This window comes from Streptomyces sp. NPDC090077 (assembly GCF_044747545.1).
Taxonomy (GTDB): Bacteria; Actinomycetota; Actinomycetes; order Streptomycetales; family Streptomycetaceae; genus Streptomyces.
The window spans coordinates 53,282-77,895 of record NZ_JBIVEG010000021.1 but is presented as its reverse complement, the minus strand read 5'-3'; the positions used below and the strand labels follow the sequence as shown (position 1 = coordinate 77,895).

Genomic DNA, 24,614 nt, shown 5'->3' with positions numbered 1-24,614 from the left:
CTAGGTTCGGGGCCGGGGACGGAAAACAGCTGGTCGGGGTGGGGGGAGCTGCGGCATGCGACGCGGGGACGGGGACGGGGTCGGCCCACTGGACGTACTGGAGCTGCTCGCGCAGGACGCCCCGCAGAGCCGGTACGAGACCCTGCTGGCCGAAGCCCGCGGCGCGGGCGCCGGCGAAGCCGAACTCGCCGCCCTCACCCGGGCCGTCGACCTGGCCGGCTCCGTACGGGCCCGCGCGAGCCGGGGCAGACAGCGCGAGGCCGCCCTCACCGCCCTCGTCGACACCGCCCACGACCTGACCTCCCCGTACGACATCGACGGCCTGCTGCGCCTGATCACCCGCCGGGCCCGGCGCCTGCTCGGCTTCGACATGGCCTGGCTGTCGTTGAGCCGCCCCGACGGATCCGCGTACGTGCGCACCTCGGAGGGCGAGACCACCGCGCTCAACGTCGGCCTCGAACTGGGCACCGGCCGGGGCCTCGGCAGCATCGCGCAGGCCCGCCGCTCACCGGTGTGGACCCCCGACTACCTCGCCGACCCCTCCATCGCGCACGCCCCCGGCATCGACGCCGTGGTCGAGGCGGAGGGCCTGCACGCGATCATCGCGGTCCCGCTGCGCCGGGGGAACTCCACCCTCGGCGCGCTCTACGGATCCGACCGTGCCGTCAGGGAGTTCACCCCCGACGAGATCGGCATCATGCTCTCCCTCGCCGACCTGGCCGCCGTCGCCATCGAGAAGGCCCGGCTGCTGGAGCAGACCCGCGACGAGGTCACCGAGCTGGCGGCCTTCGGCTCGCGCACCAACACCGCCCTCACCCGGGTCCGCCACCTGTGGGAGTGTCACGCCCGGCTGGCCGGGCTGGTCCTGGACGGGGCCGGCCTCGCCACCCTCGCCCGGGCCACCGCCGACGCACTGGACGGCGTGCTCCAGGTACGGGACCCGGGCGGGCGGCCGCTGACCGCGACCGGGGAACTGCCCGGCCTGGACGAGGAAGCGGTGACCAAGGGCGCCCTCCAGGCCCTCACCGACCGGCGCCCGGTGCGGCTGCCCGGAGACCTGTGGCTCGCCCCGGTCCTGGCGGGGGCCGAGGACCTCGGGGTGCTGCTGCTGAGCGCCTCCGAACCGCTCGCCGACGAGGACGTACGGCTGCTCCAGCTGGCCGCCCAGTCCGTGGCCTCGCTGATGCTGATCCAGCGCGGCACGGCCGCCGCCGAGGGCCCCGTCCACGACGAGATCCTCGCCGACCTGCTGGAACGCCCGCACTCCGTCGACCTCCACCTGCTGGAGCGCACCCGCCGCCTCGGCATCGACCTGGACGGCCCGCACGTGGTGGTCGTCGCCCGGCCGGAGGGCGGCGAACTGGGCAAGGCCGTGGCCTGGGCCTCCTCGTACGCCTACCGGATGGGCGGGCTCAAGGGCGTCCGCCGGGGCTGCATCGTCCTCGTCCTGCCCGGCAGCGACGCCTCGGCCGCCGCGCACCGGGCCTCCGGGGAGCTGTCGCCGCTGCTGGGCCACGCCGTGTCCACCGGTGCCGCCGGACCGACCCGGAGTCCGGGCGAGGTGGCCCGCGTCTACGCCGAGGCCGTGCGCTGCCTGGACGCGCTGACCGCGCTCGACGGGGTGGGCGGCACGGCCTCCCTGCGCGAACTGGGCTTCCTCGGCATGCTGCTGTCCGCCGACCACGACGTGGAGTCGTTCGTCGCGGCGACCATCGGCCCCGTCCTCGCGTACGACGCGGACCGGCTGACGGAGCTGACCCGCACCCTGGAGGCGTACTTCGCCTCGGGCGCCAGCCCCACCCACGCCGCCGAGGCCCTGCACGTCCACCCCAACACCGTCTCCCGCCGGCTGGACCGGATCACCGAACTCCTCGGCCCCGACTGGCAGAAGCCCGCCGGGGCGCTGGAGATCCAGATGGCCCTGCGGCTGCGCAAGGCCCGTACGGTCCTGCACGATCGCCGCACCGCCGCCGACCGCGCGGACGGCGTGTGACCCCGGGCGGTCACGCCGCTCGGTGCTCCGTGGCGGTCACGCCGCCGCGTAGTGCTCCGTGCCGGTCAGGGCGCGGGCCGCGTGCGCGACCGAGGCCAGCGTGACGTGCCGGTGCCAGCCCGGCAGGGCCCGCCCGGCGAAGTCCCGCAGGCCCGCCTCCTGGCCGCTGTGCCCGGCGGCGAAGCCGACCCGCCGGCCCTGCTTCGTCAGCCGCAGCAGCGGGCCCACGGGCAGCCGTACCAGGTCCGTCACCCACAGCTGCGCCGGAGGGCGGCGCGGGTCCGTCCACTCGCCGACCAGCAGCAGGTGGCGGCGCCGGGCCGGGGACGGGTCCGGCATCATCACCCGCACCGCCACCGCCAGGGTGCTGCGGTGGCGGCCGCCCGGGAGCGCCGGGTCCGGGTCGGTCCACTCCACCGGGGTGCACAGCCCCTTCACCGACTGCAGGACGTCCCGCGCGGGGCGCGCCCCGGCGCCGTGGCCGGGCAGCGCGGGGTCGGTGACGAGCAGCGGCGTCGACGGCGCGACGCGGGCGATGACGGGCAGGGCGGCCTCGGCGAAGCGGTTCATCGTGGAGCGGGTGCCGATCCGCTGGATGTCGAGCACCACCGGGCGCCGGTTGCCGCTGCGCCGGACCGTCTCGATGACGGCGTCCGCCGCGGACTCCTCGTACGCGGCCTGCGCGTCGGCGGGGCCGGGGGCGCCGGGGGCGTCGGCCTCCGGCAGGTGCATCCGCCAGCCGACCGGAGTGACCAGGCCGGCCGAGGCGAACCAGGTCCCGAAGGCCTGCTGCCCCCGGAACATCTGCCCCTGGTGCGGGTCGAAGCGGTGCGCCACCCCCACCGAGTGCTCCCCGCCCTTCGGGATGGCCATCGGCTGGGCCACCCACGCGGTCAGCGGGGTGGCCGTCTGGAGGAACCCGGCGAGCGAGGCGCGGATCGGTTCCCAGTCCCAGGTGGAGCCGGAGATGAAGTGGTGCATGCTCTGCTCGGCCGCCCCGCCCCCGACCTGCCCCGCGATCCCGCGCATCGACTTGCGGCCGGGCAGCGCGAGCAGCCCCTGCACGTACTGCCGGCCCTTCTCCCGCTGGTCCTTGCGGCGCAGCGAGGACAGGACCGCGGCACACAGGTCGTCGGCCGCCTCCCGGACCGGGTCCCGCCGTACCGGTGCCACCGTGCCCGTACCGGTGCCCGTGCTGATGCTGCTCATGACCGCTTTCACGACATGCCCCCCTCGGCGTGCGTCCACTGCCCCTCTACCGTCGGACGAGCACCCCTTCTCCGGGGAGGTGTGCCGGGCACCGCACTTGGCCGGAACGTGGTGGGGCCGCCACCACCCCGGCGACTTGACGGACTGGCCGGGCGGACCTGGCCGGACCTGCGCGAATCGGGCACGGTCGGATCGCGGGGCCACGAGCCGCGGTGCCGGGGCCTGCCCCCCGGCGCCGCATCCGCGCGGCGGCGTCTACACGGGAGGGGCGGGGGTGCAGTTCGGCATCTTCTCGATCGGCGAGGTCGCGCCCGACCCGTCGACCGGCCGTACGCCGACCGAGCACGAGCGGATCACGGCCATGACCGCGCTCGCCCTGCGGGCCGAGGACGCCGGGCTGGACGTCTTCGCCACCGGCGAGCACCACAGCCCGCCGTACGTGACCTCCTCGCCGACGACCCTGCTCGGCTACCTCGCCGCGCGCACCCGGCGGCTGATCCTGTCCACCGCCACCACCCTGGTCACCACCAACGACCCGGTCCGGATCGCGGAGGAGTACGCGCTGCTCCAGCACCTGGCGGGCGGGCGCGTGGACCTGATGACGGGCCGGGGCACCATCCCCAACTGCTACCCCTGGTTCGGCCAGGACCTGCGCCAGGGCGCCGCGCTGGCCCGGGAGAACTACGCCCTGCTGCACCGCCTGTGGCGGGAGGAGGACGTCGACTGGCAGGGCCGGTTCCGGGCCCGGCTCGACGGCTTCACCTCCGTGCCCCGCCCGCTGGACGGCGTACCGCCCTTCGTGTGGCACGGGGCGGTGCGCTCGGCGGAGACCGCGGAGCGGGCCGCGTACTACGGCGACGGCTTCTTCGCGGACAACCTCATCGGTCCGGTCGGCCAGTACGCCCGCCTGGTGGAGCTGTACCGCGCCCGGTACGAGGAGCACGGCCACGGCACCGCCGGGCAGGCGGTCGTCGGGCTCGGCGGGCAGGTCTTCGTACGGGCGCGCTCGCAGGACGCGGTGCGGGAGTTCCGCCCGTACTTCGAACGGTCCCGGGTGCACGGCGGGCGCTACTCGCTGGAGGAGTGCGCGGCGCGGACGCCGCTGGCCGTGGGCAGTCCGGACCAGGTGATCGAGAAGGTCCTCGGCTTCCGGGAGGCGTACGGGGACTACCAGCGCCAGCTGTTCGCCGTGGACCACTGCGGGCTGCCGCCGCAGGCCGCCCTGGAACAGGTCGACCTGCTGGGCGAGCGGATCGTGCCGGTCCTGCGCCGGGAGCTGGCCGCCTCCCGCCCCCCGTCCGTCCCGCCGGGCCCCCGCCACCCGGCGACGGTCCTGGGGCGCGAAGTCGCGGCGTGACCCGCGCGCGTGATCCGGGCGCGTGATCCGGGCCCGGCCGCCGGCCGCCGGCTCCGTCGGCCAGACTGAACCCATGTCGATTCACCAGAACCTGCTCGGGGGCCCCGCCCCCACCCACCTGCCCGACGAGCCCGCGCCCCGCGAGGCCCTCGCCGCCGGTACCGACCCGTCCGAGGTGGCCGCCGCGCACCCCACGTCCTCCCTGGCCTGGGCCGCCCTCGCCGACCGGGCCTTCGAGGCCGGCCACCCGGTCGAGTCGTACGCGTACGCCCGTACGGGCTACCACCGCGGCCTGGACGCGCTGCGCCGCGCCGGCTGGAAGGGCCACGGCCCGGTGCCGTGGGAGCACGAGCCGAACCGCGGCTTCCTGCGCGCCCTGCACGCCCTGGCGCGGGCCGCCGGGGCCATCGGCGAGAAGGACGAGTACGAGCGCTGCTCGACCTTCCTGCGCGATTCCTCCGAGACGGCGGCGGACACGCTCGCATAACGCTCTCCAGGAGCGCCCTAGAGGGCTTCCGGATCCCCTGCTTATGATGCGGAGCAGGGGACCGGGGCTCCACTTACCTCATCGGAAGGAGCGGACCGCTACCCGGAAGCACGTGTCGAGGAGACAGAAATGTCGCACGCCCTTGATGCCTCCGGAGCCGGTTCGGACACCCCGAACCTCGACTTCGCCGGCACGACCCCGTACGAGGACTACGTCCAGGCCGACGTCCTCACCCACCTCCAGCACCTGCGCTCGGACGACCCCGGCGAGATGGTGTTCCTCGTGACCACCCAGGTCATGGAACTGTGGTTCACGGTCATCGTCCACGAGTGGGAGACCGCCGCCCGCGCCCTGCGCGAGGACGAGGTCCCGGTCGCGATGGACGCGCTGAAACGATCCCTCCGCGAGCTGGAGGCCCTGAACGCCTCCTGGCGCCCGCTGGCCCAGCTCACCCCCGCGCAGTTCAACTCCTACCGCGCCGCACTAGGCGAGGGTTCCGGTTTCCAGTCGGCGATGTACCGCCGGATGGAGTTCCTGCTGGGCGAGAAGTCCGCGTCGATGCTGGTCCCGCACCGGGGCGCCCCGCGGGTCCACGCCGAGCTGGAGAAGGCCCTCCACGAGCCCAGCGTGTACGACGAGACCCTGCGCCTGCTGGCCCGCCGCGGCCTGCCGGTCCCCAAGGCGGTCCTGGACCGGGACCTGGCCCTGCGGTACGAGCCCTCCGCCGAGGTCGAGGCCGTCTGGACGGCCCTCTACGCGGACCCGTCCGGCCCGCACGCGGACCTGCACCGCCTCGGCGAGCTGCTCACGGACGTCGCCGAGCTCGTCTGGCGCTGGCGCAACGACCACCTGGTCGCGACGCGCCGGGCGATGGGCGCGAAGACCGGCACGGGCGGCTCGGCCGGGGTGACCTGGCTGGAGAAGCGCGCCACGAAGAACGTCTTCCCCGAGCTCTGGACGGCCCGCAGCCATGTCTGACGCGACCGTGAACCCGAATCCGATACCGGTACCGATACCGGACCCGATACCGGAGCTCCGGGAGCGGGGCGCCCGCCTCGACGCCGAGGACGGCCTCGGCAAGCTCCGCGAGCGCTTCACCCTGCCCGAGGGCGTCGTCTACCTCGACGGGAACTCCCTCGGCGCGCTGCCGGCCGGGGTCCCCGGCGCGGTGGCCGACGTGGTGCACCGCCAGTGGGGCGAGCTCCTCATCCGCTCCTGGGACGAGAGCGGCTGGTGGACCGCCCCGCAGCGGATCGGCGACCGCATCGCCCCGCTGATCGGTGCCGCCCCCGGCCAGGTCACCGTGGGCGACTCCACCAGCGTCAACCTCTTCAAGGCCCTCGTCGGCGCCGCCCGGCTGGCGGCGCCCGGCCGGACCCGGATGCTGGTCGACGCCACCACCTTCCCGACGGACGGCTACATCGCCGCGTCCGCCGCCCGGATGACCGGCCTCGAACTCGTCCCGGTCGACCCCTCCGACGCGGCCGGCGCCCTCGGCGACGACACCGCGGTGGTGCTGCTCAACCACGTCGACTACCGCAGCGGCCGGCTGCACGACCTGCCCGGCCTCACCGCGGCCGCGCACGCCGCGGGCGCGCTGATCGTGTGGGACCTGTGCCACAGCGCCGGGGCCCTGCCCGTCGGCCTCGACGCGCACGCCGTCGACCTGGCGGTGGGCTGTACCTACAAGTACCTCAACGGCGGCCCCGGTGCCCCGGCCTACATCTACGTGGCCGAACGGCACCAGGGCGCCTTCGACTCCCCGCTGCCCGGCTGGAACGGCCACGCGGAGCCCTTCGCGATGACCCCGGACTACGTTCCCGCCGAGGGACCGGCCCGGATGCGCGTCGGGACGCCGGACATCCTGTCGATGCTGGCCCTGGAGTCGGCCCTCGACGCCTGGGAGGGCGTGGACGTCGAGGACGTGCGCGCCAAGTCCCTCGCGCTCACGGACTTCTTCCTGGAGTGCGTGGCCGCGTACGTCCCGGCCGGCAGGGTCGAGCCGGTCACCCCGGCCGAGCACGGCCGGCGCGGCAGCCAGGTCTCGCTGCGGGCCGAGGGCGCCCGCGAGGTGATGGCGGAGCTCATCTCCAGGGGGGTCGTGGGCGACTTCCGGGCCCCCGACGTCCTGCGGTTCGGATTCACCCCGCTGTACGTCGGTTTCGCCGACGTGGAGCGCGCGGCGCGCACACTGGGTCACATTTTCGGGTGACGCGGTAGCGAAACGTCACACCACGGGGCGGGCGGGGCTACGGCTCCGCCCGCCTCCGTACGGGCCCGTTCCGGCGGCCGGTGGCACGGGTCGGCCTGGTACGGTCCCGCTCAGTCGGAACACCGGAACACCTGTCCCCCCTGTCCCACGCGTTTACCGAGAGGTTGAGCCGATGACGGACCCCGCAGTCGAACGGGACGCCGCCGAGGCCGCCTCGGCCTTCGCACACCCCCCGGTCGGCCCCGACGCGAGCGCCGCGTACGGGGACCACCCCGACCAGGTCATCGACTTCTACGCCCCGCGCGGGGACTCCACCGGCTCCGCGCCGCTGGTCGTGGTCCTGCACGGCGGGGCCTGGCGGGCCCCCTACGACCGGCAGCACATCACCCCCTTCGCGGACCTCCTCGCCCGGCGCGGCTTCGCCGTCGCCAACGTCGAGTACCGGCGGGGCGGTTCCCTGCCCCGCCAGGACGCCGAGGGGCCGGTGGCCGGGCGCTGGCCCGAGACCTTCGACGACGTGGCCGCCGCCATGGACGCCCTGCCCGCCCTGGCCGCCGTCGCCCTGCCCGCGGCCGACTTCCGGCGGACCGTGGTGACCGGCCACTCGGCGGGCGGACAGCTCGCACTGTGGGCGGCGGCGCGGCACGTGCTCCCGCAGGGCTCCCCCTGGCGGCTGCCCGCCCCGCCGCCGCTGCGCGGGGTGGTGGCGCTGGCCCCGATCGCGGACTTCGCGGTCGCGGAGGAACTCGGCGTCTGCGGGGGCGCGTCGGCCCAGCTGCTGGGCGGGCCGGAGCACTGGGAGGCCCGCCTGCCCTGTGCCGACCCCGCGGCGCTGCTCCCGACGGGCATCGCCACCACCGTGGTGCACGGCCGCGAGGACATCGTGGTCCCGCCGGCGGTCGCGGAATCGTACGTGGCCGCGGCGGCGAAGGCGGGCGAGATGGTCGGCCTCACCCTGGTCGAGGGCGTCGGCCACTTCCCCCTGATCGACCCGGCCGCGGACGCCTGCGCGGTCGTCGCCGAGGAGATCTCCCAACTCGCCTGGTAGCGGTGCCCTCCCGTCAGCGCCGGGACGCGGCCCGCTCCGGCGGGGTGATGCGCACCCGCTTCCCGGCGGGGGCGCCCTCCAGGTCGTCCAGCTGCGCCGTGACCGTGGCACGCAGGTCGTCGTAGTCCTCGAAGCGGTGGTCGTTGAAGAGCGTGTAGCCCGTCCACATCAGGTTCGCGCAGATCCGGGCCGGTACGCGGCCGGTGCGGGCGCCCATGCCGACCAGGGCCACCGAGCGGATGCTGCCGGGCTTCTCCTCGTTCTGCCGGTGGACGGCCTGGAAGGCGGCCGCGCAGGCCAGGGCCACGTTCAGGGTCTGGCTGACGTTCTGCGAGGACGTCTCCATCGTCGGCGTCGAGATCAGGAAGCGCGGGACGAGGGCCCCGGACGGCACGCACACCGCGCTGCCCACCGGGAGGCTGCCGGCGAACCGGTCGCGTATCGCCCGCTGCACGCGCAGCTGGATGCCCGCGCCCAGGAACCGCTTGACGGCCGCGTCGACCCCGCCGTCCATCCGGCCGCGGGAGTTGGTCGGGCTGACCCACGCGTCGACGTCCTCGTCGAGGATCGACCCCCGGCGGATCTCGATCCCGGGGGTGTCGGCGAAAGCGGCCCGCCACGACTCCACCACATCGGCGTTGACGTCGGTCAGCACGACCCTGAGCGCAGGCTGAGCACGGTCCTCGGTCATCATCCACTCCCATCCAGAAAGGGTCTTTCCAGGCGCTCACCACGTTAGCGCCGACCACTGACAATGGGCTTCGGGACGACCGGTGGTGACGACCGATCAGCAATGTCAGTGGCCCTTGTTAGCCTGCGGAGAGATTCGAAGTCCGGCTCGACGTTTCGGAGTTCTCCGCCATGCCCGACACCAATTCCCCGGCCGGTTCCACGCAGCCCGACCCGAATGACCCGCTGGCCCTCGCCGAATTGTTCAAGGGCGGTGGCGAGCCGTGGTTCCCGCTGCTGGGACCCGTCATCGAGGCCCGGCCGAACGCCGCCGCGTTCATCGGCACGGGCCGCAGCCCGGACGTCGTACCGGTCCGCGAGCTGACCTTCCAGGCGCTCAAGCCGAATCCTCCGCACAAGTGGAAGGTTGTCGTCTTCGGGCAGAACCCCTATCCGAGGCCGGAAAGCGCCACCGGAATAGCGATGTTCGACAACACCTTCCACGACTGGAAGGACAGCCAGTTCGGCCGGGTCGTCAGCATTCGCTGCCTCATCAAGGCCGCGGCGATGTGGAAGCACGGAATTCCCAAGAAGACCCCGATCGCCGACATACGCGCGCTCCTGAAGGAGCAGGACACCGTGCAGCCGCCGGAATGGTTCCAGGCGATGCTCACCCAGGGCGTGCTCCTGCTGAACGCCGCCCTCACCGCGAGCAGCGACGGGCCCCGGGGCGGCGCCGACCCGCACACCGCCTTCTGGCGGCCGGTCGCCGAGCGGATCGTCGAGGAGATCCTGCGGGCCAAGCAGGACGCCGACGAGGAGGACCGCGGGGTCGTCTTCGCCTGGTGGGGCGCCCACGCGCGCAGCCTGAAGAAGGTCGTCCTCGAACTCCAGAAGAAGTACCCCGGCGTCGAGGTCCGGCACATCGACCACGCCAATCCCGCGGCGCAGGGCGACCTCTTCTGCGACGGCGACCACTTCGCCACGGTCAACGACGCGCTCGCGTCCGTGGGCGCCGAACCCGTCGACTGGCTCCCCGAGAAGGGGTGGAACGAGCGCGCGGAAGGGGCCGGCGGGGCGGGCGGCGAGGACGTCGCCGCGCGCATGGGCGCCTTCATCGCCTCCACGATGGAACTGCACCAGCTGTATCTGGAGCGCCTCTCCAGCGTCAAGGACGAGGGCCTCGTCCTCCCCGCGATCACCGGGGTGTTCGACACCCCGCTCATGGGGTTCCGGGACGCCGTCGCCCCCGTCGCCGAGCTGCTGTCCGGACTCGGCCGGCACGTCGACCGGTCGTACGCGTTCGGCCGGGCGCGGGCGGACGGAGCGGCCGCCGGGCTGTCCGCCGACGCGGTCTCCGCGCTCCACCTCTACACCTGCGAGTCCGCGTTCTACCGGGAGATCAACGCCGTCCTGCGCTCCCCGGACCGGTCCCGGCTCGTCCCGTACCTGCCCTACCTGCGGCTGCTGTTCTCGGCCGTGTCGGGGCTGCCCGCCCGCACCGAGCCGCTGTACCGGGGCGTGGCGCTGGACCTGCGGGCGCAGTACCCGCTGGGCCGCACCGTCACCTGGTGGGGCGTGTCCTCCTGCACGCCCGAGCTCGGTGTCGCGCGGGGCTTCCTCGGCAGCCGCGGCAAGCGGACCCTCTTCGAGGTGGTGCCCGCCCGGGCGGTGGGCATCCGGGACTTCTCCGCGTTCACCGAGGAGGAGGAGTTCATCCTCTCCCCGGGAACGCAGCTGAAGGTCACGGACGTGAAGACCGAGCGGGGCGGGCTGTGCACGGTGCGGCTGACCGAGCTGGAGGAGCAGACGCTGGTCTCCTGACCCGGTGCGGGCCGGCGCCGCTCAGTCCCACTGCTGGTCGGCGAGGGAGGCGACCGGCTGGGGCTTGCCGATCACGGCCAGGGCGATGAAGAAGTTGATCTGGCCGATCGCGATGGTGAGGGTGGCCAGCGCCTTCTCGTCGTAGTGCGCCGCGACCTCGGCGTACAGCTCGTCCGTGACGCGCTCCTGGCCGCGCGGGGCGGGCTGGAGGGTGGCCTCCACCAGGGCGAGCGCGGCGCGCTCGGCCGGGGTGAAGTACGGGGCGTCCTGCCAGGAGGAGACCGCGGTGATCCGCTCCTCGGACTCCCCGGCCTTGCGGAGGAAGGAGGTGTTCAGGACGGTCAGGTAGGTGTTGTGGACGATCTGCCCGGCGCGCAGGTGCACCAGGCTGACCGTGGTGCGCGGCACCGAGCGGTTGCCGGTGGCGCGGAAGAGGGCGGCGCTGACGTCGTTCAGCTCGGGCACGAACGCGCCCGGGTCGGCCATCCGGGAGATCGGGGCGGGGGTGTTCGTCATGGCTGCTGTTCTCCTTCGGTCGGTGTCCTCACAGCACTGACCCGGGGGAGGGCGCGGATGTGACAGGACCGGGGAGATTCTTTTTCAGACCGCCGGGGGCGGCGGCAGGTGCGCGACGGAGTGGGTGAAGTAGGTCCGCAGGTCCTCGGCCACGGCGTAGGCCCGCTTCACGAACACCTCCCAGGGCCTGACGACCGCCGGGTCCTCGTACCGGCGGCTGCCCGTGTGGACGCCGGCGGGGGTGTGGAGGACCTCGTAGAGGACGCGGCCTTCGAGGATCACGATCTCGGGCAGCCGCCCGCCGTCGGCCGCCTCGGTGAAGGAGAACTCCTCGGCGGACAGCACCCGGGCCTGGTGCCCGGCCTCGGCGCGCATGTGGAGCCAGTGGAGCTGCCACTGCACGTACGGGGAGAGCGGCTCCTCCACCACCCGCAGCCGGCGGAAGGGGGAGCCGTTGCGGCCGTCCTCGTCGGCGGCCCTGCGCGCGGTGGTGCGCTCCGCCTCGATCAGCCGGAGCACCTCCCGCCAGTCGCCCCGGCGCAGCGCCTCCCGGGCCGGGTTGCCGGTCTCCTCGAAGTGCTGGAGCCGCTCCAGCCGCCAGGACTCGCCGTTGCGGACCGACGCGCGGCGCGTCCGCAGTTCTTCGGCGTAGGCCTCGGCGTCGAGCGCCTCGCCTCGGTTCGCCGGGAGCGCCGGCGCGCGGAGATCGTGCATCTGGAATCCCCAGCCTGGGTGAAGGTGCCCCGACTGTACCGAACGTGATCAGGAGGACGCGGTACGTGTTCGCGCGGGTCTGCCGAAAACGCCGAAGGGGCGGGGCGCACGGTGTGCTCCCCGCCCCTTCGGGCGCCGGTGCCTAGAGGAACGAGTTGATCTCGATCGTCTCGGTGCGGCCGGGGCCGACGCCGATCGCGGAGATCGGGGCGCCCGACATCTCCTCCAGCGCCTTCACGTAGTTCTGCGCGTTCTTCGGCAGGTCGGAGAAGGTCTTGGCCTTGGTGATGTCCTCGGACCAGCCCGGCAGGGTTTCGTAGATCGGCTTCGCGTGGTGGAAGTCGGTCTGCGAGTAGGGCAGCTCCTCGACGCGCTTGCCGTCGATCTCGTACGCGACGCAGACCGGGATCTCCTCCCAGCCGGTCAGCACGTCCAGCTTGGTGAGGAAGAAGTCCGTCAGGCCGTTCACGCGGGTGGCGTAGCGGGCGATCGGGGCGTCGAACCAGCCGCAGCGGCGGTCGCGGCCGGTGGTCACGCCGCGCTCGCCGCCGATGCGGCGCAGCGCCTCGCCGTCCTCGTCGAACAGCTCGGTCGGGAACGGGCCCGCGCCGACGCGGGTCGTGTAGGCCTTGAGGATGCCGATGACGCGGCTGATCTTCGTCGGGCCCACGCCGGTGCCGGTGCAGGCGCCGCCGGCGGTCGGGTTCGAGGAGGTGACGAAGGGGTACGTGCCGTGGTCGACGTCGAGCAGGGTGCCCTGGCCGCCCTCGAAGAGCACGACCTTGTCCTCGTCCAGCGCGTTGTTGAGGATCAGGGTGGTGTCGGCGACGTAACCCTTGATCTGGTCCGCGTACTGGAGCATCTCCTCGACGATCGCCGAGGCCTCGATGGCGCGGCGGTTGTACAGCTTCGCGAGGAGCTGGTTCTTGCCCTCCAGGGCCGCTTCGACCTTCTGGGTGAGGATCGACTCGTCGTAGAGGTCCTGGACGCGGATGCCGACGCGGTTGATCTTGTCCGCGTACGTCGGGCCGATGCCGCGGCCGGTGGTGCCGATCTTGCGCTTGCCGAGGAAGCGCTCGCCGACCTTGTCGAGGGTGACGTTGTACGGCGTGATCAGGTGCGCGTTGCCGCTGATGAGCAGCTTGGAGGTGTCGATGCCGCGCTCGTTCAGACCGCGCAGCTCGGAGAGCAGGACGGCCGGGTCGACGACGACACCGTTGCCGATGACAGGGGTGCATCCGGGGGAGAGGATGCCGGAGGGGAGAAGGTGCAGCGCGTACTTCTGGTCGCCGACGACGACCGTGTGGCCGGCGTTGTTGCCACCCTGGTAGCGCACTACATAGTCAACGGATCCACCGAGCAGGTCGGTGGCCTTTCCCTTGCCCTCGTCACCCCACTGAGCTCCGAGCAGCACAAGAGCGGGCACAGGCGTACACCTCTTCCGGATGGGGCATGTCCAAGGTCAGGGGGCGTACGACGATGTACACCGCAGGCTGAGCCGTCGGACCGGTGCCCCGGAATAGACGAAGGCCCTGGCGCAATAGCGCAAGGGCCTCTTGCACAAAGATGCTACCCGAGGAAGGACCGAGGTGTCGGCTCCAGAGCCCGCCATGAGCCATGCGGGCGCGCCGGTAGGCGGCCTGCTCGTGCTCGTCGACCCGGTCGCCCGTCGTCTTGACGGTGAGTCCGTGCGCATCGCGAAGGATGTGTTGTCAGCGGGAGCGGCGGCGAAAATCTGCCTCCCGGATTCACAGGAGGAATTTGCGCGGGCGCTCGCCCGCCGGGGTCATCGGCGGCCGGTGATCGTGGGCGACGACCGGGCGCTGGTGCGGGCCGTGGGCTTGCTGCACCGGGAGCCGGAGCCCGGCGAGAGGGTGGTTTCGCTGATCCCGGTGGGGCCGCCGGGGGCGCTGGCGCTGGCCCGGTCGCTCGGGGTGCCGCTGTCGGCGGTGCTGGCGGCGAGGACGGCGCTGGACGGGCCGGCGCGCCCGCGGGACCTGCTGGTGGACGACGGCGGCGGGGTGGTGTTGGGGGGCCTGCGGATCAGCCCGCCGGCGTCGGCCGTACGACGCGGCGGGGGCTACCGCTCGCTGCTGCGGACGCTGCTGCCGAGCCCGGCGGCGCCCGCGTGGCCGGTGCACCGGCTGCGGGTGGAGGTCGACGGGGTGGTGCTGGCCGACGGGGACCGCCCGGTGGAGGACGTGGCCGTACGGACGGCCGGGGGCGGTGCGGGGCCGGCCGAGGTGGTGGTCCGGCTGTCGGGGGCGCCGCCGCTGCGGGGGTGCGCGGAGGCGGTCACGGTGTCCGGGGCGGTCGGGGCGTCCGGCGAGGACTTCCGCTACCGGGCCGACCACGCCCTGGCCGGGCCGGTGCGGCGGCGCACGTGGACGGTGCGGCGGGCGGCCTGGTCGCTGACGCTGCCGAGGTGAGGTGCCCGGCGGGGCGTCCGGTGGGGCGTCCGGTGGGGGCGGGCCGGTGGGTCCGGCCCGCCCCGTAACGCCGCGGAAGCGCCCTACCGGCCGGCCGCCTCGTTCGCGGCGGCCTCGATCAGGTCGGTCACCGGGCCCGGCTGGGAGGCCAGGGAGGCGTGCGAGGAGTCCAGCTCGATCGTCTTGCGGGGGTTCATCCGCTCGGCCATCCGCCGCTGGTTGTCCGGGTGGATCATGTGGTCCTGGGCGGACACCTGGTACCAGGACGGCTTCGTGCGCCAGGCCGGGGCGGTGATGTTGTCGCCGAAGGTGGATCCCAGCGGGGCCTTCTGCGTCACCGCCATGACCAGTGCCTCCTCGGGCGTCAGGTCCTGCGCGAAGCTCTCGTGGAACTTGTCCTGCTTGAGCCACAGGTAACCGTCCGAGTCCGGCGCGATGTTCGCGAAGGCCGCCGGGGGGTGCTGCTCGGTGATCGCGCCCGGGCTCTCCCCGGCGTCGGGCGCGAACGCCGCGATGTAGACCAGCCCGGAGACGTTCGGCAGGTCGCCGGCCTCGGTGATGACGGCGCCCCCGTACGAGTGGCCCACCAGGACCACCGGTCCGTCGATCTGCCGGACCATCTTGCGGGTGCGTTCGGCGTCGTCGGCCAGCGAGGTCAGCGGGTTCTCCACCGCGTGCAGGTCGCGGTGGCCGCGACGGTGCAGCTCGGTGATGACCTTGGCCCAGTGGGCGGCGCCGCCCCAGAATCCGTGGACCAGGACGATGGCGGGCTTTTCGGACATGGGGGTGCCTCTTCTCGCGGCGGGTCGGGGGGTGCGTCCGCTTCACGCTAGGCAGCCGCCGCGGTCCCCGCCACCGGACGGACCCCGGGCCGGGTTCCCGGCCGTCCGGACACCCCCTAGAACTCCACCAGTAGCTCCCGCAGCCCCCGGATCACATAGCCGTCCTGCCACCGCGGCTCCCTCACCAGCCGCATCGGCGGGCCGTCCGGGTCGAGCAGGGCCCCGAACGAGGCCGCCAGCTCCAGCCGGGCCAGGGGCGCGCCCAGGCAGTAGTGGATCCCGGCCCCGAAGGTCAGGTGCGGGTTGTCCGTCCGCCCGAGGTCGAGCACGTCCGGGTCCTCGAAGCGCGCGGGGTCCCGGTTCGCGGACCCGAACAGCAGCGCCACCTCGGCCCCGCGGGGGATCACGGTGTCCCCGACCTCGATGTCGTCGAGCACCCAGCGCTCGAACATCTGGAGGGGCGTGTCGTAGCGCATCAGTTCATCCACAGCTGTGGACAACTTTTCCGCGCCCGCAGGTCCCGGGTGCGCGCGCAGGGCCGCGAGCTGCCCGGGATTGCGGAACAGGGCCCACCAGCCGTTCACCGTGGTGTTCACGGTCGCCTCGTGCCCGGCGTTCAGCAGGAGGACGCAGGTAGAGATCATCTCCTGCTCGCTGAGCCGGCCCTCCTCATCGTGGGCGGCGATCAGCGCGGAGATCAAATCCGTGCCGGGCTCCTTGCGGCGCTCGGCGATCAGCTCCCGCAGGTACGCGCTGAACTCCACGCTCGCCGTCACCGCCCGCCGCGCGGTCTCCTCGTCCGGCCGCAGCTCGAACATCCCGCAGATGTCCGCCGACCAGGGCCGCAACAGCCCCCGGTCCGCCTCCGGGACCCCCAGCAGCTCCGCGATCACCGCCACCGGCAGCGGTTCCGCCACGGCGGTGAGCAGGTCCCCGCCGCCGGCCGCCCGCAGCCCGCCCACCAGCTCCCGCGCCAGCCGCTCGACCGACGGCGCCAGCCGCTCCACCATCCGCGGGGTGAACGCCTTCGACACCAGCCGCCGCACCCGGGCGTGCGCGGGGTCCTCCAGGTCCAGCAGGCCGTTCCCGTTGAGCACGTGGAACGGCTCGTGCTCCGGCGGCGGCGCCTCGCGCCCGAACTCCTCGTGGCTGAAGCGGTGGAGGTACGTGCGCCCCAGCCTCCGGTCCCGCAGCAGCGCACTCACATCGGCGTAGTGCGGGACCAGCCACTGCCCCGTCGCCCCGCACCACACCGCCCGACCCTGCTCCCTCAACTCCCGGTAGGCGGGGTACGGATCGGCGACGAAGGCGGCATCCCACGGATCAAAGCGCATCCCCGCACCCTAAGCAGGCGTCACCAGCCGTGTCTCGTAGGCGTACACCGCGGCCTGCGTACGGTCCCGCAGGCCCAGCTTCACCAGGATCCGGCTCACGTGCGTCTTGATCGTGGACTCCGCGACCAGCAGCCGGTCCGCGATCTCCCCGTTGGACAGGCCCTGCGCGATCAGCACCAGCACCTCCGTCTCGCGCTCCGTCAGCTCCGACACCCCCGAGGGGTCCGTCACCCTCTGCACCTCCGGAAGCTTCGAGAACTCCGCGATCAGCCGCTTCGTCACCGACGGGGCGAGCAGGGCCTCCCCGGCCGCCACCACCCGCACCCCCTCCGCCAGCTGCCGGGCCGAGGCGTCCTTCAGCAGGAACCCCGACGCCCCCGCACGCAGCGCCTGGTACACGTACTCGTCGAGGTCGAAGGTCGTCAGGACCAGCACCTTCGCCTCCGTGTCCGCCGCGACGATCTGCCGCGTCGCCTCCAGGCCGTTCATCACCGGCATCCGGATGTCCATCAGCACCACGTCCGGTCCCAGCGCCGCGACCTGCGCGATGGCCTGCCTGCCGTCGACGGCCTCGCCGACGACCTCGATGCCCTCCATCGCGTTCAGCAGGACGGAGAACCCCTCGCGGACCATCATCTGGTCGTCGACGATCAGCACCCGGATCGTCATGCCGGCTCCTCCTCGGGCTGCGGGCGGTTGCGCACCGGTATGAACACGGCCACCTCGTACCCGCCCGAGGCGGTCTCCCCGGCGGTCATCTCGCCCTCCAGCATCGCCACCCGCTCCCGCATCCCGGTGATCCCGTGGCCGGCTCCCGGCGAGGGCGGGACGTCCCCGTCCGCCGGACCGTTGACCACCCGTATCCCCAGGCCGCCCAGGACGTACGACACCTCCACCTCGGCCGCCGCGCCGGGGGCGTGCCGCAGGCTGTTGCTCAGGGCCTCCTGGATGATCCGGTACGCCGACAGCTCCACGCCCTGCGGCAGCTCGCGCACCGCACCCGTGACGGTCTTGTCCACGCTCAGGCCGGCCTCCCGCACATTGGCGAGCAGCCCGTCGAGGGCGGCCAGCGTCGGCTGCGGGGCCTCCGGGGCCTCGTAGTCCGCGGACCGCACCACACCCAGCACCCGGCGCAGCTCCGTCAGGGCCGCCACCGCGTTCTCCCGGATGGTGGCGAAGGCGGCCTCCAGCTCCGGCGGTGCCTCCTTCACCCGGTACGGGGCCGCCTCCGCCTGGATCGCCACCACCGACATGTGGTGCGCGACCACGTCGTGCAGCTCCCGGGCGATGGTCGTCCGCTCCTCCAGCAGCGTCCGCCGGTCCCGCTCGACGGCCGTCACCTCCCGCTCGGCGATGACCTCCTGCCGGGCCTCCCGGCGCGTGTTGCGGACCGTCACCACCAGCAGGGCCACCGCGGAGAAGAAGGCCATCGGCGCGACGGAGGTGCCGTCCCCGCCGCCGATCAGGATCGGCAGGACCGTCCCGTACAGCAGGGTGATGATCCACATCCAGGCCGCGGCCCGGGGCCGCAGCCGCACGGCGACGAAGGTCATGACGGCGAGGGTGGCGAGGAAGGTGCTGGGCGACCAGGGCCAGGACAGCGACCGGTCGGAGACCAACGACAGGGCGGTGGTCAGCGCCAGCACCACCCAGAACGCCCCCGCGGGACGCACCAGGGTCATCAGCACCGGGCCCGCCGCGAGCAGCCCCACCACCACGAACTGGACCGACGGCCCGCCGTACTGGTGGTCGGTGCTGGCGAGCATGGTCACGATGAACGCCGTCAGGACCACCACGGCATGAGGCAGGTAGGCCGCCTTCGGCCGTATCCCCTCGGGGAGCCGGCGCACCAGCGGGCCGTCCGTCCGCATCGGCGGGAGCGGCCGGTAGGCGAAGGCGTCGGTGATCAGCTCGTGGCGCAGGCTCTGCATCAGGCCCGAAGCCATCCGCAGTTCGGGAGGCCGGGGGGTCGCCCCGGTGGTCGTCTCGGTCATGTCCAAACCGTAGGCCGGTGCCCCCCTCGGCCGCGTCGCCGCAGAAGGGGATTTCCCGGGGTCCCCCTCAGGTACTACACGGGGCTCTCAGTAGCCCGCCGGACGGACCAGACCCGTCTCGTAGGCGAACACCGCGGCCTGGGTCCGGTCCCGCAGCCCCAGCTTCACCAGGATCCGGCCGACATGCGTCTTCACCGTCTGCTCGGCCACCACCAGGTGCGTCGCGATCTCCCCGTTCGACAGGCCCTGGGCGATCAGCGACAGCACCTCGGTCTCCCGCTCCGTCAGCTCCTCGATCCGCGCCCGGGACGGGGCACGCGGCGCGCCCAGCCGGGAGAACTCGGTGATCAGCCGCTTCGTGATGTTCGGGGACAGCAGGGCCTCCCCGGCCGCGACCACCCGCACGGCCTCGGCCAGCTGGTCCGCCGAGGCGTCCTTCAGGAGGAAGCCGGACGCACCCGCGCGCAGCGCCTCGTACACGTACTCGTCCAGGTCGAAGGTGGTCAGCACCAGCACCTTCACCGCCGATTCCGGTGTGCCCGTGATGACGGAGGTGGCCTCGATGCCGCCCATCCCCGGCATGCGGATGTCCATCAGGACCACGTCCGGGGCGAGCTCCCCGGCCTTGGCGACCGCGTCGGCGCCGTCTATCGCCTGGCCGACCACCTCGATGTCGGGCTCGGCGTTCAGCAGGACGGTGAAGCCCTGCCGGACCATCATCTGGTCGTCGGCGATCATCACCCGGATCGGAGTGCTCATACGTCCTTCTTCTTCTCTGTGGAGGAGCCGCCGGGCGGATCCATGGGGAGCACGGCGCTCACCTCGTACCCGCCGTCGGGGCGCGGGCCGGCCGCCAGTTCGCCCCCCAGCATGCCCGCCCGCTCCCGCATGCCGAGCAGCCCGTGCCCGGCACCGGGCGAGGGCGGGGCCGGCCGGGTCGGCGCCGAGTTCGCCACGCACAGGTGCAGTTCGCGCGGCCCGTAGGCGATGCCGACCTCCACCCGGGAACCGGGGGCGTGCCGCAGGCAGTTGCTCAGCGCCTCCTGCACGATCCGGTAGGCGGTCAGCTCCACGCCCGGGGTCAGCGGCCGCCGTATGCCCGCGCTCTCGGTCGTGACGTCCAGCCCGGCCGCGCGCACGTTGTCCACGAGGCCGTCCAGCTCGGCGAGGGTGGGCTGCGGGTGGTGCGGGTTCGCCGGATCGTCGGCGTGCTCAGAGCGCAGCACGCCCAGCACGCGCCGCAGTTCGGTGAGGGCCTCCAGGGCGTTCTGCCGGATGCCGGCGAGGTTCTCCTTCAGCTCCGGGGACGGGTTCTCCACCAGGTGCGGGGCCACCTGGGCCTGGATGGAGATCACCGACATGTGGTGGGCGACGACGTCGTGCAGCTCACGGGCGATCCGGCTGCGCTCCTCCAGCAGCGTCCGCCGCGCCCGCTCCTCCTCCGTCAGGCTCTCCTGCGCCACGAGCTGGCCGCGGGCCAGGCGCGTCGCCCGCAGCGCGTACCCGAGGACCCCGGCGAAGCCGAAGACGAGGAGCGCGCCGACCGCGCTGCTCTGGCCGTGCTCCGGCTTGAAGAGCGTCTCGGCGGCACCGGTGCAGGCGACGGAGATGCCGACGACCGCGCCCGTCACCTTCGGCGGCACGCGCAGGGCCACCAGCAGCACCAGCGGGGCGAAGGCGAAGACCCCGAGGGGGGTCCACGGCCAGGTCTGGCCCTGCCCGACATGGCCGTGGATCATGGCGGCGATGAAGCCGGAGGTCACCAGACCGAGCCACCAGGCGGCGACCGGCCGGAACATCGCGGCGACGATGGAGAAGCCGGTGAAGAGGCACAGCACGATCACGCTCGGATCGTGCACGTGGTAGTTGTCCTGGATCTGCGTGAACGTCAGGAAACCGAAGAGGACCGCGACGTACACGACCAGGGCGTGCGGCAGCCGCTTCAGCCAGCGCGGCCGCTTCATCGGGGGCAGCGGATCCCGTCCGAAGGCGAACAGCTGCCGGACCACACCCTGAGGTGCGGGGCCGCCGTCGCGCACGGGGCCCTCGGCCCGCGATTCTCTCTGCTCGTTCACGTCGGTCACCCTAGGCATGGGACAACTCCCCTACGGATTCAGGACGCCGGTCGCGGAGGGACTCGACCGGTCCCCGGGGCCGGGGTGCCCGCTCATAGCTGTGGAAGGCGGCCCAGCAGACGGCCAGCGCCGCCGCGAACACCGGGAGCCACAGCAGCCGGGCGGCTATCCAGCCCGCCGAGCCGGGCTCGGTGTGCAGACCGGGCAGGTCGGAGGAGAACAGCAGCCCCAGTGCGGTGACGGACATCATCGCGGTCTGGTGCCAGAGGAACACCGTCATCGCGGACAGGTTCATCAGGGCCACCTTCGCCCAGGTGCGGGGCCGGCGCATGGCCCGCGCCAGCGGCCCGCGCGCCAGCAGCGCCAGCCCGCACTGGGCCAGCCCGAAGGCGACGGCGGCCAGCGTCGGCGGGTTCAGGTTGGACACCGCCGCGCCCGGCACCCCCACCATCGACGCCGGGTACCCGCCCCACAGGACCAGCGCGGCCGCACCGGCCGCACCCCCGCCGAGCAGGAGCAGGGCCGGACGGCGCCGGGCGAACGCCCCCCGCGCCCAGGCGGCGCCCAGGGTGTAGGGGACGAGCCAGCCCGCGGCGACGTTGACCCAGCCGATCCACGCGGGCCCGCCGAAGCCGAACCGCCACGCGTCGACCCCCGCCACCACGAGCGCGGGCCACAGCGGGCTCAGCCGGACCACCAGCGGGGTGGCGGCGGTCAGCGCGGCGAACACCAGCAGGAACCACAGCGGCGACCACACCAGCCTGAGCAGGGTCCGCACGGTGTCCCACTCGGCCCCGCCCAGCAGCAGTCCGCCCGCCATGAGCGTCCACAGCGCGAGTACCGCCGCCACCGGACGGAACAGCCGGCCCAGCCGCAGCCGCACCCAGCTGCCGTACGTGACCCCGCGCGCCCGCGCCGACGCGTACCCCTGGGCCGCTACGTGACCGCCGACCAGGAAGAACACCGCCAGGGTCTGGAGCACCCAGGACAGCGGGGCCAGCCAGGGCATGTGGGCGAGCGGACTCACCCCGCGCAGACCGCCGTCGGTACTGGTCAGCGAGGTCACGAGCCAGTGCCCGAGCACGACCCCGAGGATCGCGAGGGCCCGGAGGGCGTCCACCGAGCGGTCCCGGTCGGCCGGGGTCGCCCGGTCGACGCGCTCGGCGAGGGCGGACCAGCGGGTGCGGAGCCTATGCACGGGGGGCCTCCGGTCCGAGGACGATGCGGGCCAGGCTGTCGAGGGACTCGGTGCCCGGCTTGAGGTAGTCGCTGTGCCCGGCGGAGCCGGCCGCGAAGGTCCGGGCGCCGAAGGCGGGGTCCACCGGGTCGGTACCGAACCCGACCCCGCCGAGCCGCACATGGGGAACACGGCCGATCCAGTCGCCGGAGCCCCGGCCGGCCCACACCCGGGCGCCGGTCGGCAGGTCCCGCGCGGTGGCGGCTCCCGTACCCGGGCTGCCGTACAGGGCCATGTCGGTGACCTCAGGGCCGGTTCTGGTCCGGCCGCAGACCACCGAGCCGTACGAGTGGCAGAGCAGGGAGATCCGGGCGTCGGCCGGGGTGAACCTGCGCAACCCGGCCAGGAACGGTCCGAGTTCCGCCGCGGCCCGGTCGGCGCGGTCGGCCGTCAGGACGGTGGTGCTGACCGTGCCGGGGGTGTCGTAGCCGAGCCAGGCGACGACCGCGGTGCGCGGATGCCCGGCCCGGAGCCGCTGCTGGAGGGAGCGGGCCCCCTCCCGGAAGCGCTGGTAGGTGTCCAGGTTCGTGTCCGATCCCGGCACCAGGACCGCGATCCGGTCGGCGGTGCCCAGGTCGCCGAACACCTCCACGGCGCGGCCCTGGCCGCGGCCGTCGAAACCGAAGAACCGGGCTCCGGGCCCCGCCATCGCCCGCAGTTTCGCGGCCCGTCCGGCGTGGCCCGAGTCCTCTGCCGTCCGCGCCGCCCCGGCGATGCCGGCGAGGGCCGCGGCGTACCGGCTCTCCAGGGGCGCGGCATCGGAGACGGCCTCCGGGGCCGGCGCCGGTATCCGCGGGGACGCGGCGGCGGACACGGGGAGCACGACGGCCGCGGCGACGAGGCCGGCCAGCAGGGTGCGGCGGAGGCGGCTGCCAGTGCTCATGTCGGATTCCTCTTCCTGTCCCTCGCTCCGGCGGGCAGGCGCCCGCTCTGACAACGAAGTTAGGAATCGGACCCCCTCGACTGCGTCACGCTGCGGAGCGGGCTTCAGAGGTAGCTCTCAGGTATGACCACCCGTACCTGAGAGCCAGCCGGCAGCGGATCTCGACCGTTCCACGAGCCGGGCCCCCGCCCCCGCACCGTCACATCCGCCCGGACCACGCCCCGTTAAGGTCCGGGGATGATCGAGAACGACTGGCGGCACGACCGCATCGGCAGCGCGCACCGGGGGCTGAACCCCACCGTCCTGCGCCGCCTCGACTCCGGCTTCGCGGCCATCGGCGACCGGCAGTTCCTGCCCGGGTACTCGGTGCTGCTGACCGACGACCCCGCCGTGACCCGGCTCTCCGACCTGCCCCCGGCGCGCCGGATCGCGTACCTCACCGACCTGGAGCGGCTCGCCGAGGCCGTCGAGCGGGCCTGCGCCCGGCTCGACCCGGCCTTCCGCCGCGTGAACATCGAGATCCTCGGGAACACCGACCCGTACCTGCACGCCCACATCTGGCCCCGCTACGACTGGGAGCCCGAGGACCTCGTCCGGATGCCGGTGTGGCTCTACGAGGACGAGGAGTGCTGGCGCGGCGAACGCCATGCGCTCGCGCCCCGCCACGACGGGATGCGGGCCGCCGTCACCGAGGAGCTCGACCGCCTCCTCCCGTAGCGGGCCGACCCCTACCCGGGAGCTACGTCGCGGACGTGGCCACGCGCACCCCGAAGCCGATCAGGACGATGCCCGTCACCCGGTCCATCGTCCGGCGGACGCGCGGCCGCGTGAAGAACCGCCGGGCGCGCGACAGGACGTAGACGTACGTGCTCAGCCAGGCCAGCGTCAGCAGCACGTGCACCAGGACGAGGAGCGCCATCCCCGCCGCCGGGCTCAGGCCCGGCGGAGCGAGGGTGGGCAGCAGGCCGGTGTAGAACACGGCGATCTTCGGGTTGAGCGCGTTCGCGACCAGGCCGGTGCGCCAGGCACTGCCCCGCCCGGGTGCGGGACGGCCCCCCGTGTCGTCGGCGGTGCCGTCCAGGGCGGTCCCGGCGCCCGGACGGCGCAGCGACTGCGCGCCGAGGAAGCAGAGGTACGCCGCACCCGCGAGCTTGACCACCAGGAACACCTCGGCCGAGGCGGCGAGCAGGGCCGCGAGCCCGGCCGCGGTGAGGGCGCCCCAGAGCAGCAGCCCGACGGCGATCCCGCCGACGGTCCGCAGCCCGTCGGCCCGCCCCCGGGAGACGGCCCGCCGGGTCACGATGGCCATGTCGGGGCCGGGTACGAGGGTCAGCAGGGCCAGGACGCCGGTCGCCGCGGCGAGTTGCGTGAGCACACGGCTCAGTCTGCCACCAGGGGTTCGACGTAAACGGCTCTCCAGCGGGGCGCAGGGTCCTGTCCAGGGCTGGTCCAGTACTCCCGGGCGCCGACGACCCGTCCGTCGCGGACCGTCCACAGGGATACGGCCCGGTAGAGGACGTGGTCCTCGGGTATCTCCACCTCGGTGACGACGAGGTCCCCGTCGGCGAGGATGCGCAGCACCTCGACGGAGCCGACGGACCGCTCGTAGGAGCCGTCCGGCCCTCCCGAGCCGGTGCCGCCGTCGCCGCCGGACCCGTCGGCGGCGTCCCCCTCGTCACGGAGCACGGCGATGAAGTTGTCCCTGCCGACGATCCGCTCGCCGCTGACCGGCCATTCGATGACGGCGTCCGCGGCGACGAGCCCGGCCACGCCGTCCCAGTCGCGTTCCTCGATCCGCTCCCACAGCTGTGCCACTACCTTCAAGGGCTCCATGTGCGGCAGTGTGCGATG

The 24,614-nt window shown here is 73.5% G+C and carries 24 protein-coding genes; 9 read left to right on the top strand and 15 right to left on the bottom strand.

The genetic code is table 11. The features are described 5' to 3' along the window. Window positions 1-55 precede the first annotated feature (55 nt). Window positions 56-1,993 (top strand): helix-turn-helix domain-containing protein, encoded by a 1,938-nt coding sequence (locus tag ACIPW5_RS28550; protein ID WP_401250709.1) that lies wholly within the window; start codon window positions 56-58, stop codon window positions 1,991-1,993. Between the two features lie 36 nt (window positions 1,994-2,029). On the opposite strand, the gene ACIPW5_RS28545 is transcribed toward ACIPW5_RS28550, so the two are convergent. Further along, window positions 2,030-3,202: an IS701 family transposase gene (locus tag ACIPW5_RS28545; protein WP_401250706.1), complete on the bottom strand. Its 1,173-nt coding sequence runs from the start codon at window positions 3,200-3,202 to the stop codon at window positions 2,030-2,032. Between the two features lie 274 nt (window positions 3,203-3,476). On the opposite strand from ACIPW5_RS28545, the gene ACIPW5_RS28540 reads away from it, so the two are divergent. The 5 genes from ACIPW5_RS28540 to ACIPW5_RS28520 all read left to right on the top strand — a co-directional run bounded on the left by ACIPW5_RS28540 (window position 3,477) and on the right by ACIPW5_RS28520 (window position 8,306). Next, window positions 3,477-4,559, top strand: coding sequence for a CE1758 family FMN-dependent luciferase-like monooxygenase (locus tag ACIPW5_RS28540; RefSeq protein WP_401250703.1), 1,083 nt, complete (start codon window positions 3,477-3,479; stop codon window positions 4,557-4,559). Window positions 4,560-4,632: 73 nt separating this feature from the next. Further along, a complete protein-coding gene (locus ACIPW5_RS28535; RefSeq protein WP_401250700.1) occupies window positions 4,633-5,046 on the top strand; it encodes a DUF3151 domain-containing protein in 414 nt (137 codons plus the stop codon). A 129-nt stretch (window positions 5,047-5,175) separates the two neighbouring features. After that, window positions 5,176-6,024, top strand: a complete 849-nt coding sequence (locus ACIPW5_RS28530; RefSeq protein WP_401250698.1) for a tryptophan 2,3-dioxygenase family protein — start codon at window positions 5,176-5,178, stop codon at window positions 6,022-6,024. After that, a complete protein-coding gene (gene kynU, locus ACIPW5_RS28525) occupies window positions 6,017-7,258 on the top strand; it encodes a kynureninase (protein ID WP_401250695.1) in 1,242 nt (413 codons plus the stop codon). Before ACIPW5_RS28530 ends, kynU begins: the two co-directional genes overlap by 8 nt. A gap of 172 nt (window positions 7,259-7,430) precedes the next feature. After that, window positions 7,431-8,306, top strand: coding sequence for an alpha/beta hydrolase (locus ACIPW5_RS28520; RefSeq protein ID WP_401250692.1), 876 nt, complete (start codon window positions 7,431-7,433; stop codon window positions 8,304-8,306). Between the two features lie 13 nt (window positions 8,307-8,319). On the opposite strand, the gene ACIPW5_RS28515 is transcribed toward ACIPW5_RS28520, so the two are convergent. Continuing rightward, window positions 8,320-8,997: a macro domain-containing protein gene (locus tag ACIPW5_RS28515; RefSeq protein ID WP_401250689.1), complete on the bottom strand. Its 678-nt coding sequence runs from the start codon at window positions 8,995-8,997 to the stop codon at window positions 8,320-8,322. 170 nt (window positions 8,998-9,167) lie between these two features. Between ACIPW5_RS28515 and ACIPW5_RS28510 the strand changes: the two genes are divergently transcribed. Further along, a complete protein-coding gene (locus ACIPW5_RS28510; RefSeq protein WP_401250687.1) occupies window positions 9,168-10,799 on the top strand; it encodes an ADP-ribosyltransferase domain-containing protein in 1,632 nt (543 codons plus the stop codon). A gap of 21 nt (window positions 10,800-10,820) precedes the next feature. Here the strand turns inward: ACIPW5_RS28510 and ACIPW5_RS28505 are convergent, their stop codons facing one another. The 3 genes from ACIPW5_RS28505 to ACIPW5_RS28495 form a co-directional block, all read right to left on the bottom strand. Beyond that, window positions 10,821-11,315 (bottom strand): carboxymuconolactone decarboxylase family protein, encoded by a 495-nt coding sequence (locus tag ACIPW5_RS28505; RefSeq protein ID WP_401250684.1) that lies wholly within the window; start codon window positions 11,313-11,315, stop codon window positions 10,821-10,823. A gap of 84 nt (window positions 11,316-11,399) precedes the next feature. Then, a complete protein-coding gene (locus tag ACIPW5_RS28500; RefSeq protein ID WP_401250681.1) occupies window positions 11,400-12,029 on the bottom strand; it encodes a DUF6879 family protein in 630 nt (209 codons plus the stop codon). A 142-nt stretch (window positions 12,030-12,171) separates the two neighbouring features. Next, on the bottom strand, window positions 12,172-13,455 hold the full coding sequence (locus ACIPW5_RS28495; protein ID WP_362458830.1) for an adenylosuccinate synthase: 1,284 nt from the start codon (window positions 13,453-13,455) through the stop codon (window positions 12,172-12,174). A 184-nt stretch (window positions 13,456-13,639) separates the two neighbouring features. On the opposite strand from ACIPW5_RS28495, the gene ACIPW5_RS28490 reads away from it, so the two are divergent. Beyond that, the gene (locus tag ACIPW5_RS28490; protein WP_401250882.1) at window positions 13,640-14,458 is read left to right on the top strand and encodes a diacylglycerol kinase; all 819 of its coding nucleotides are present in this window, start codon (window positions 13,640-13,642) and stop codon (window positions 14,456-14,458) included. A gap of 83 nt (window positions 14,459-14,541) precedes the next feature. Here ACIPW5_RS28490 and ACIPW5_RS28485 read toward each other — a convergent pair whose 3' ends face one another. The 8 genes from ACIPW5_RS28485 to ACIPW5_RS28450 all read right to left on the bottom strand — a co-directional run bounded on the left by ACIPW5_RS28485 (window position 14,542) and on the right by ACIPW5_RS28450 (window position 22,763). Next, window positions 14,542-15,240, bottom strand: a complete 699-nt coding sequence (locus tag ACIPW5_RS28485) for an alpha/beta hydrolase (protein ID WP_401250678.1) — start codon at window positions 15,238-15,240, stop codon at window positions 14,542-14,544. 116 nt (window positions 15,241-15,356) lie between these two features. Beyond that, window positions 15,357-16,574, bottom strand: a complete 1,218-nt coding sequence (locus ACIPW5_RS28480) for a cytochrome P450 (RefSeq protein ID WP_401250675.1) — start codon at window positions 16,572-16,574, stop codon at window positions 15,357-15,359. 9 nt (window positions 16,575-16,583) lie between these two features. Further along, window positions 16,584-17,243 (bottom strand): response regulator, encoded by a 660-nt coding sequence (locus tag ACIPW5_RS28475; protein ID WP_401250673.1) that lies wholly within the window; start codon window positions 17,241-17,243, stop codon window positions 16,584-16,586. Continuing rightward, on the bottom strand, window positions 17,240-18,568 hold the full coding sequence (locus ACIPW5_RS28470) for a sensor histidine kinase (protein WP_401250670.1): 1,329 nt from the start codon (window positions 18,566-18,568) through the stop codon (window positions 17,240-17,242). Before ACIPW5_RS28470 ends, ACIPW5_RS28475 begins: the two co-directional genes overlap by 4 nt. A gap of 87 nt (window positions 18,569-18,655) precedes the next feature. Then, complete coding sequence (locus ACIPW5_RS28465; RefSeq protein WP_401250667.1) at window positions 18,656-19,327, bottom strand: response regulator; 672 nt, start codon at window positions 19,325-19,327, stop codon at window positions 18,656-18,658. After that, window positions 19,324-20,643 (bottom strand): sensor histidine kinase, encoded by a 1,320-nt coding sequence (locus ACIPW5_RS28460; protein ID WP_401250665.1) that lies wholly within the window; start codon window positions 20,641-20,643, stop codon window positions 19,324-19,326. The genes ACIPW5_RS28465 and ACIPW5_RS28460 overlap by 4 nt, the downstream gene beginning before the upstream one ends. A gap of 10 nt (window positions 20,644-20,653) precedes the next feature. Next, window positions 20,654-21,841: an acyltransferase gene (locus ACIPW5_RS28455; RefSeq protein WP_401250662.1), complete on the bottom strand. Its 1,188-nt coding sequence runs from the start codon at window positions 21,839-21,841 to the stop codon at window positions 20,654-20,656. Beyond that, entirely contained in the window at window positions 21,834-22,763 is a 930-nt protein-coding gene (locus ACIPW5_RS28450) for an alpha/beta hydrolase (RefSeq protein ID WP_401250659.1), read from the bottom strand. The genes ACIPW5_RS28455 and ACIPW5_RS28450 overlap by 8 nt, the downstream gene beginning before the upstream one ends. Before the next feature lie 240 nt (window positions 22,764-23,003). Here ACIPW5_RS28450 and ACIPW5_RS28445 point away from each other — a divergent pair, with 240 nt between their 5' ends. Continuing rightward, window positions 23,004-23,480, top strand: coding sequence for an HIT family protein (locus ACIPW5_RS28445; protein ID WP_401250879.1), 477 nt, complete (start codon window positions 23,004-23,006; stop codon window positions 23,478-23,480). Window positions 23,481-23,502: 22 nt separating this feature from the next. On the opposite strand, the gene ACIPW5_RS28440 is transcribed toward ACIPW5_RS28445, so the two are convergent. Beyond that, entirely contained in the window at window positions 23,503-24,138 is a 636-nt protein-coding gene (locus ACIPW5_RS28440; protein ID WP_401250656.1) for a LysE family translocator, read from the bottom strand. 5 nt (window positions 24,139-24,143) lie between these two features. Beyond that, the gene (locus ACIPW5_RS28435; RefSeq protein ID WP_401250654.1) at window positions 24,144-24,596 is read right to left on the bottom strand and encodes a nuclear transport factor 2 family protein; all 453 of its coding nucleotides are present in this window, start codon (window positions 24,594-24,596) and stop codon (window positions 24,144-24,146) included. Window positions 24,597-24,614 lie beyond the last annotated feature (18 nt).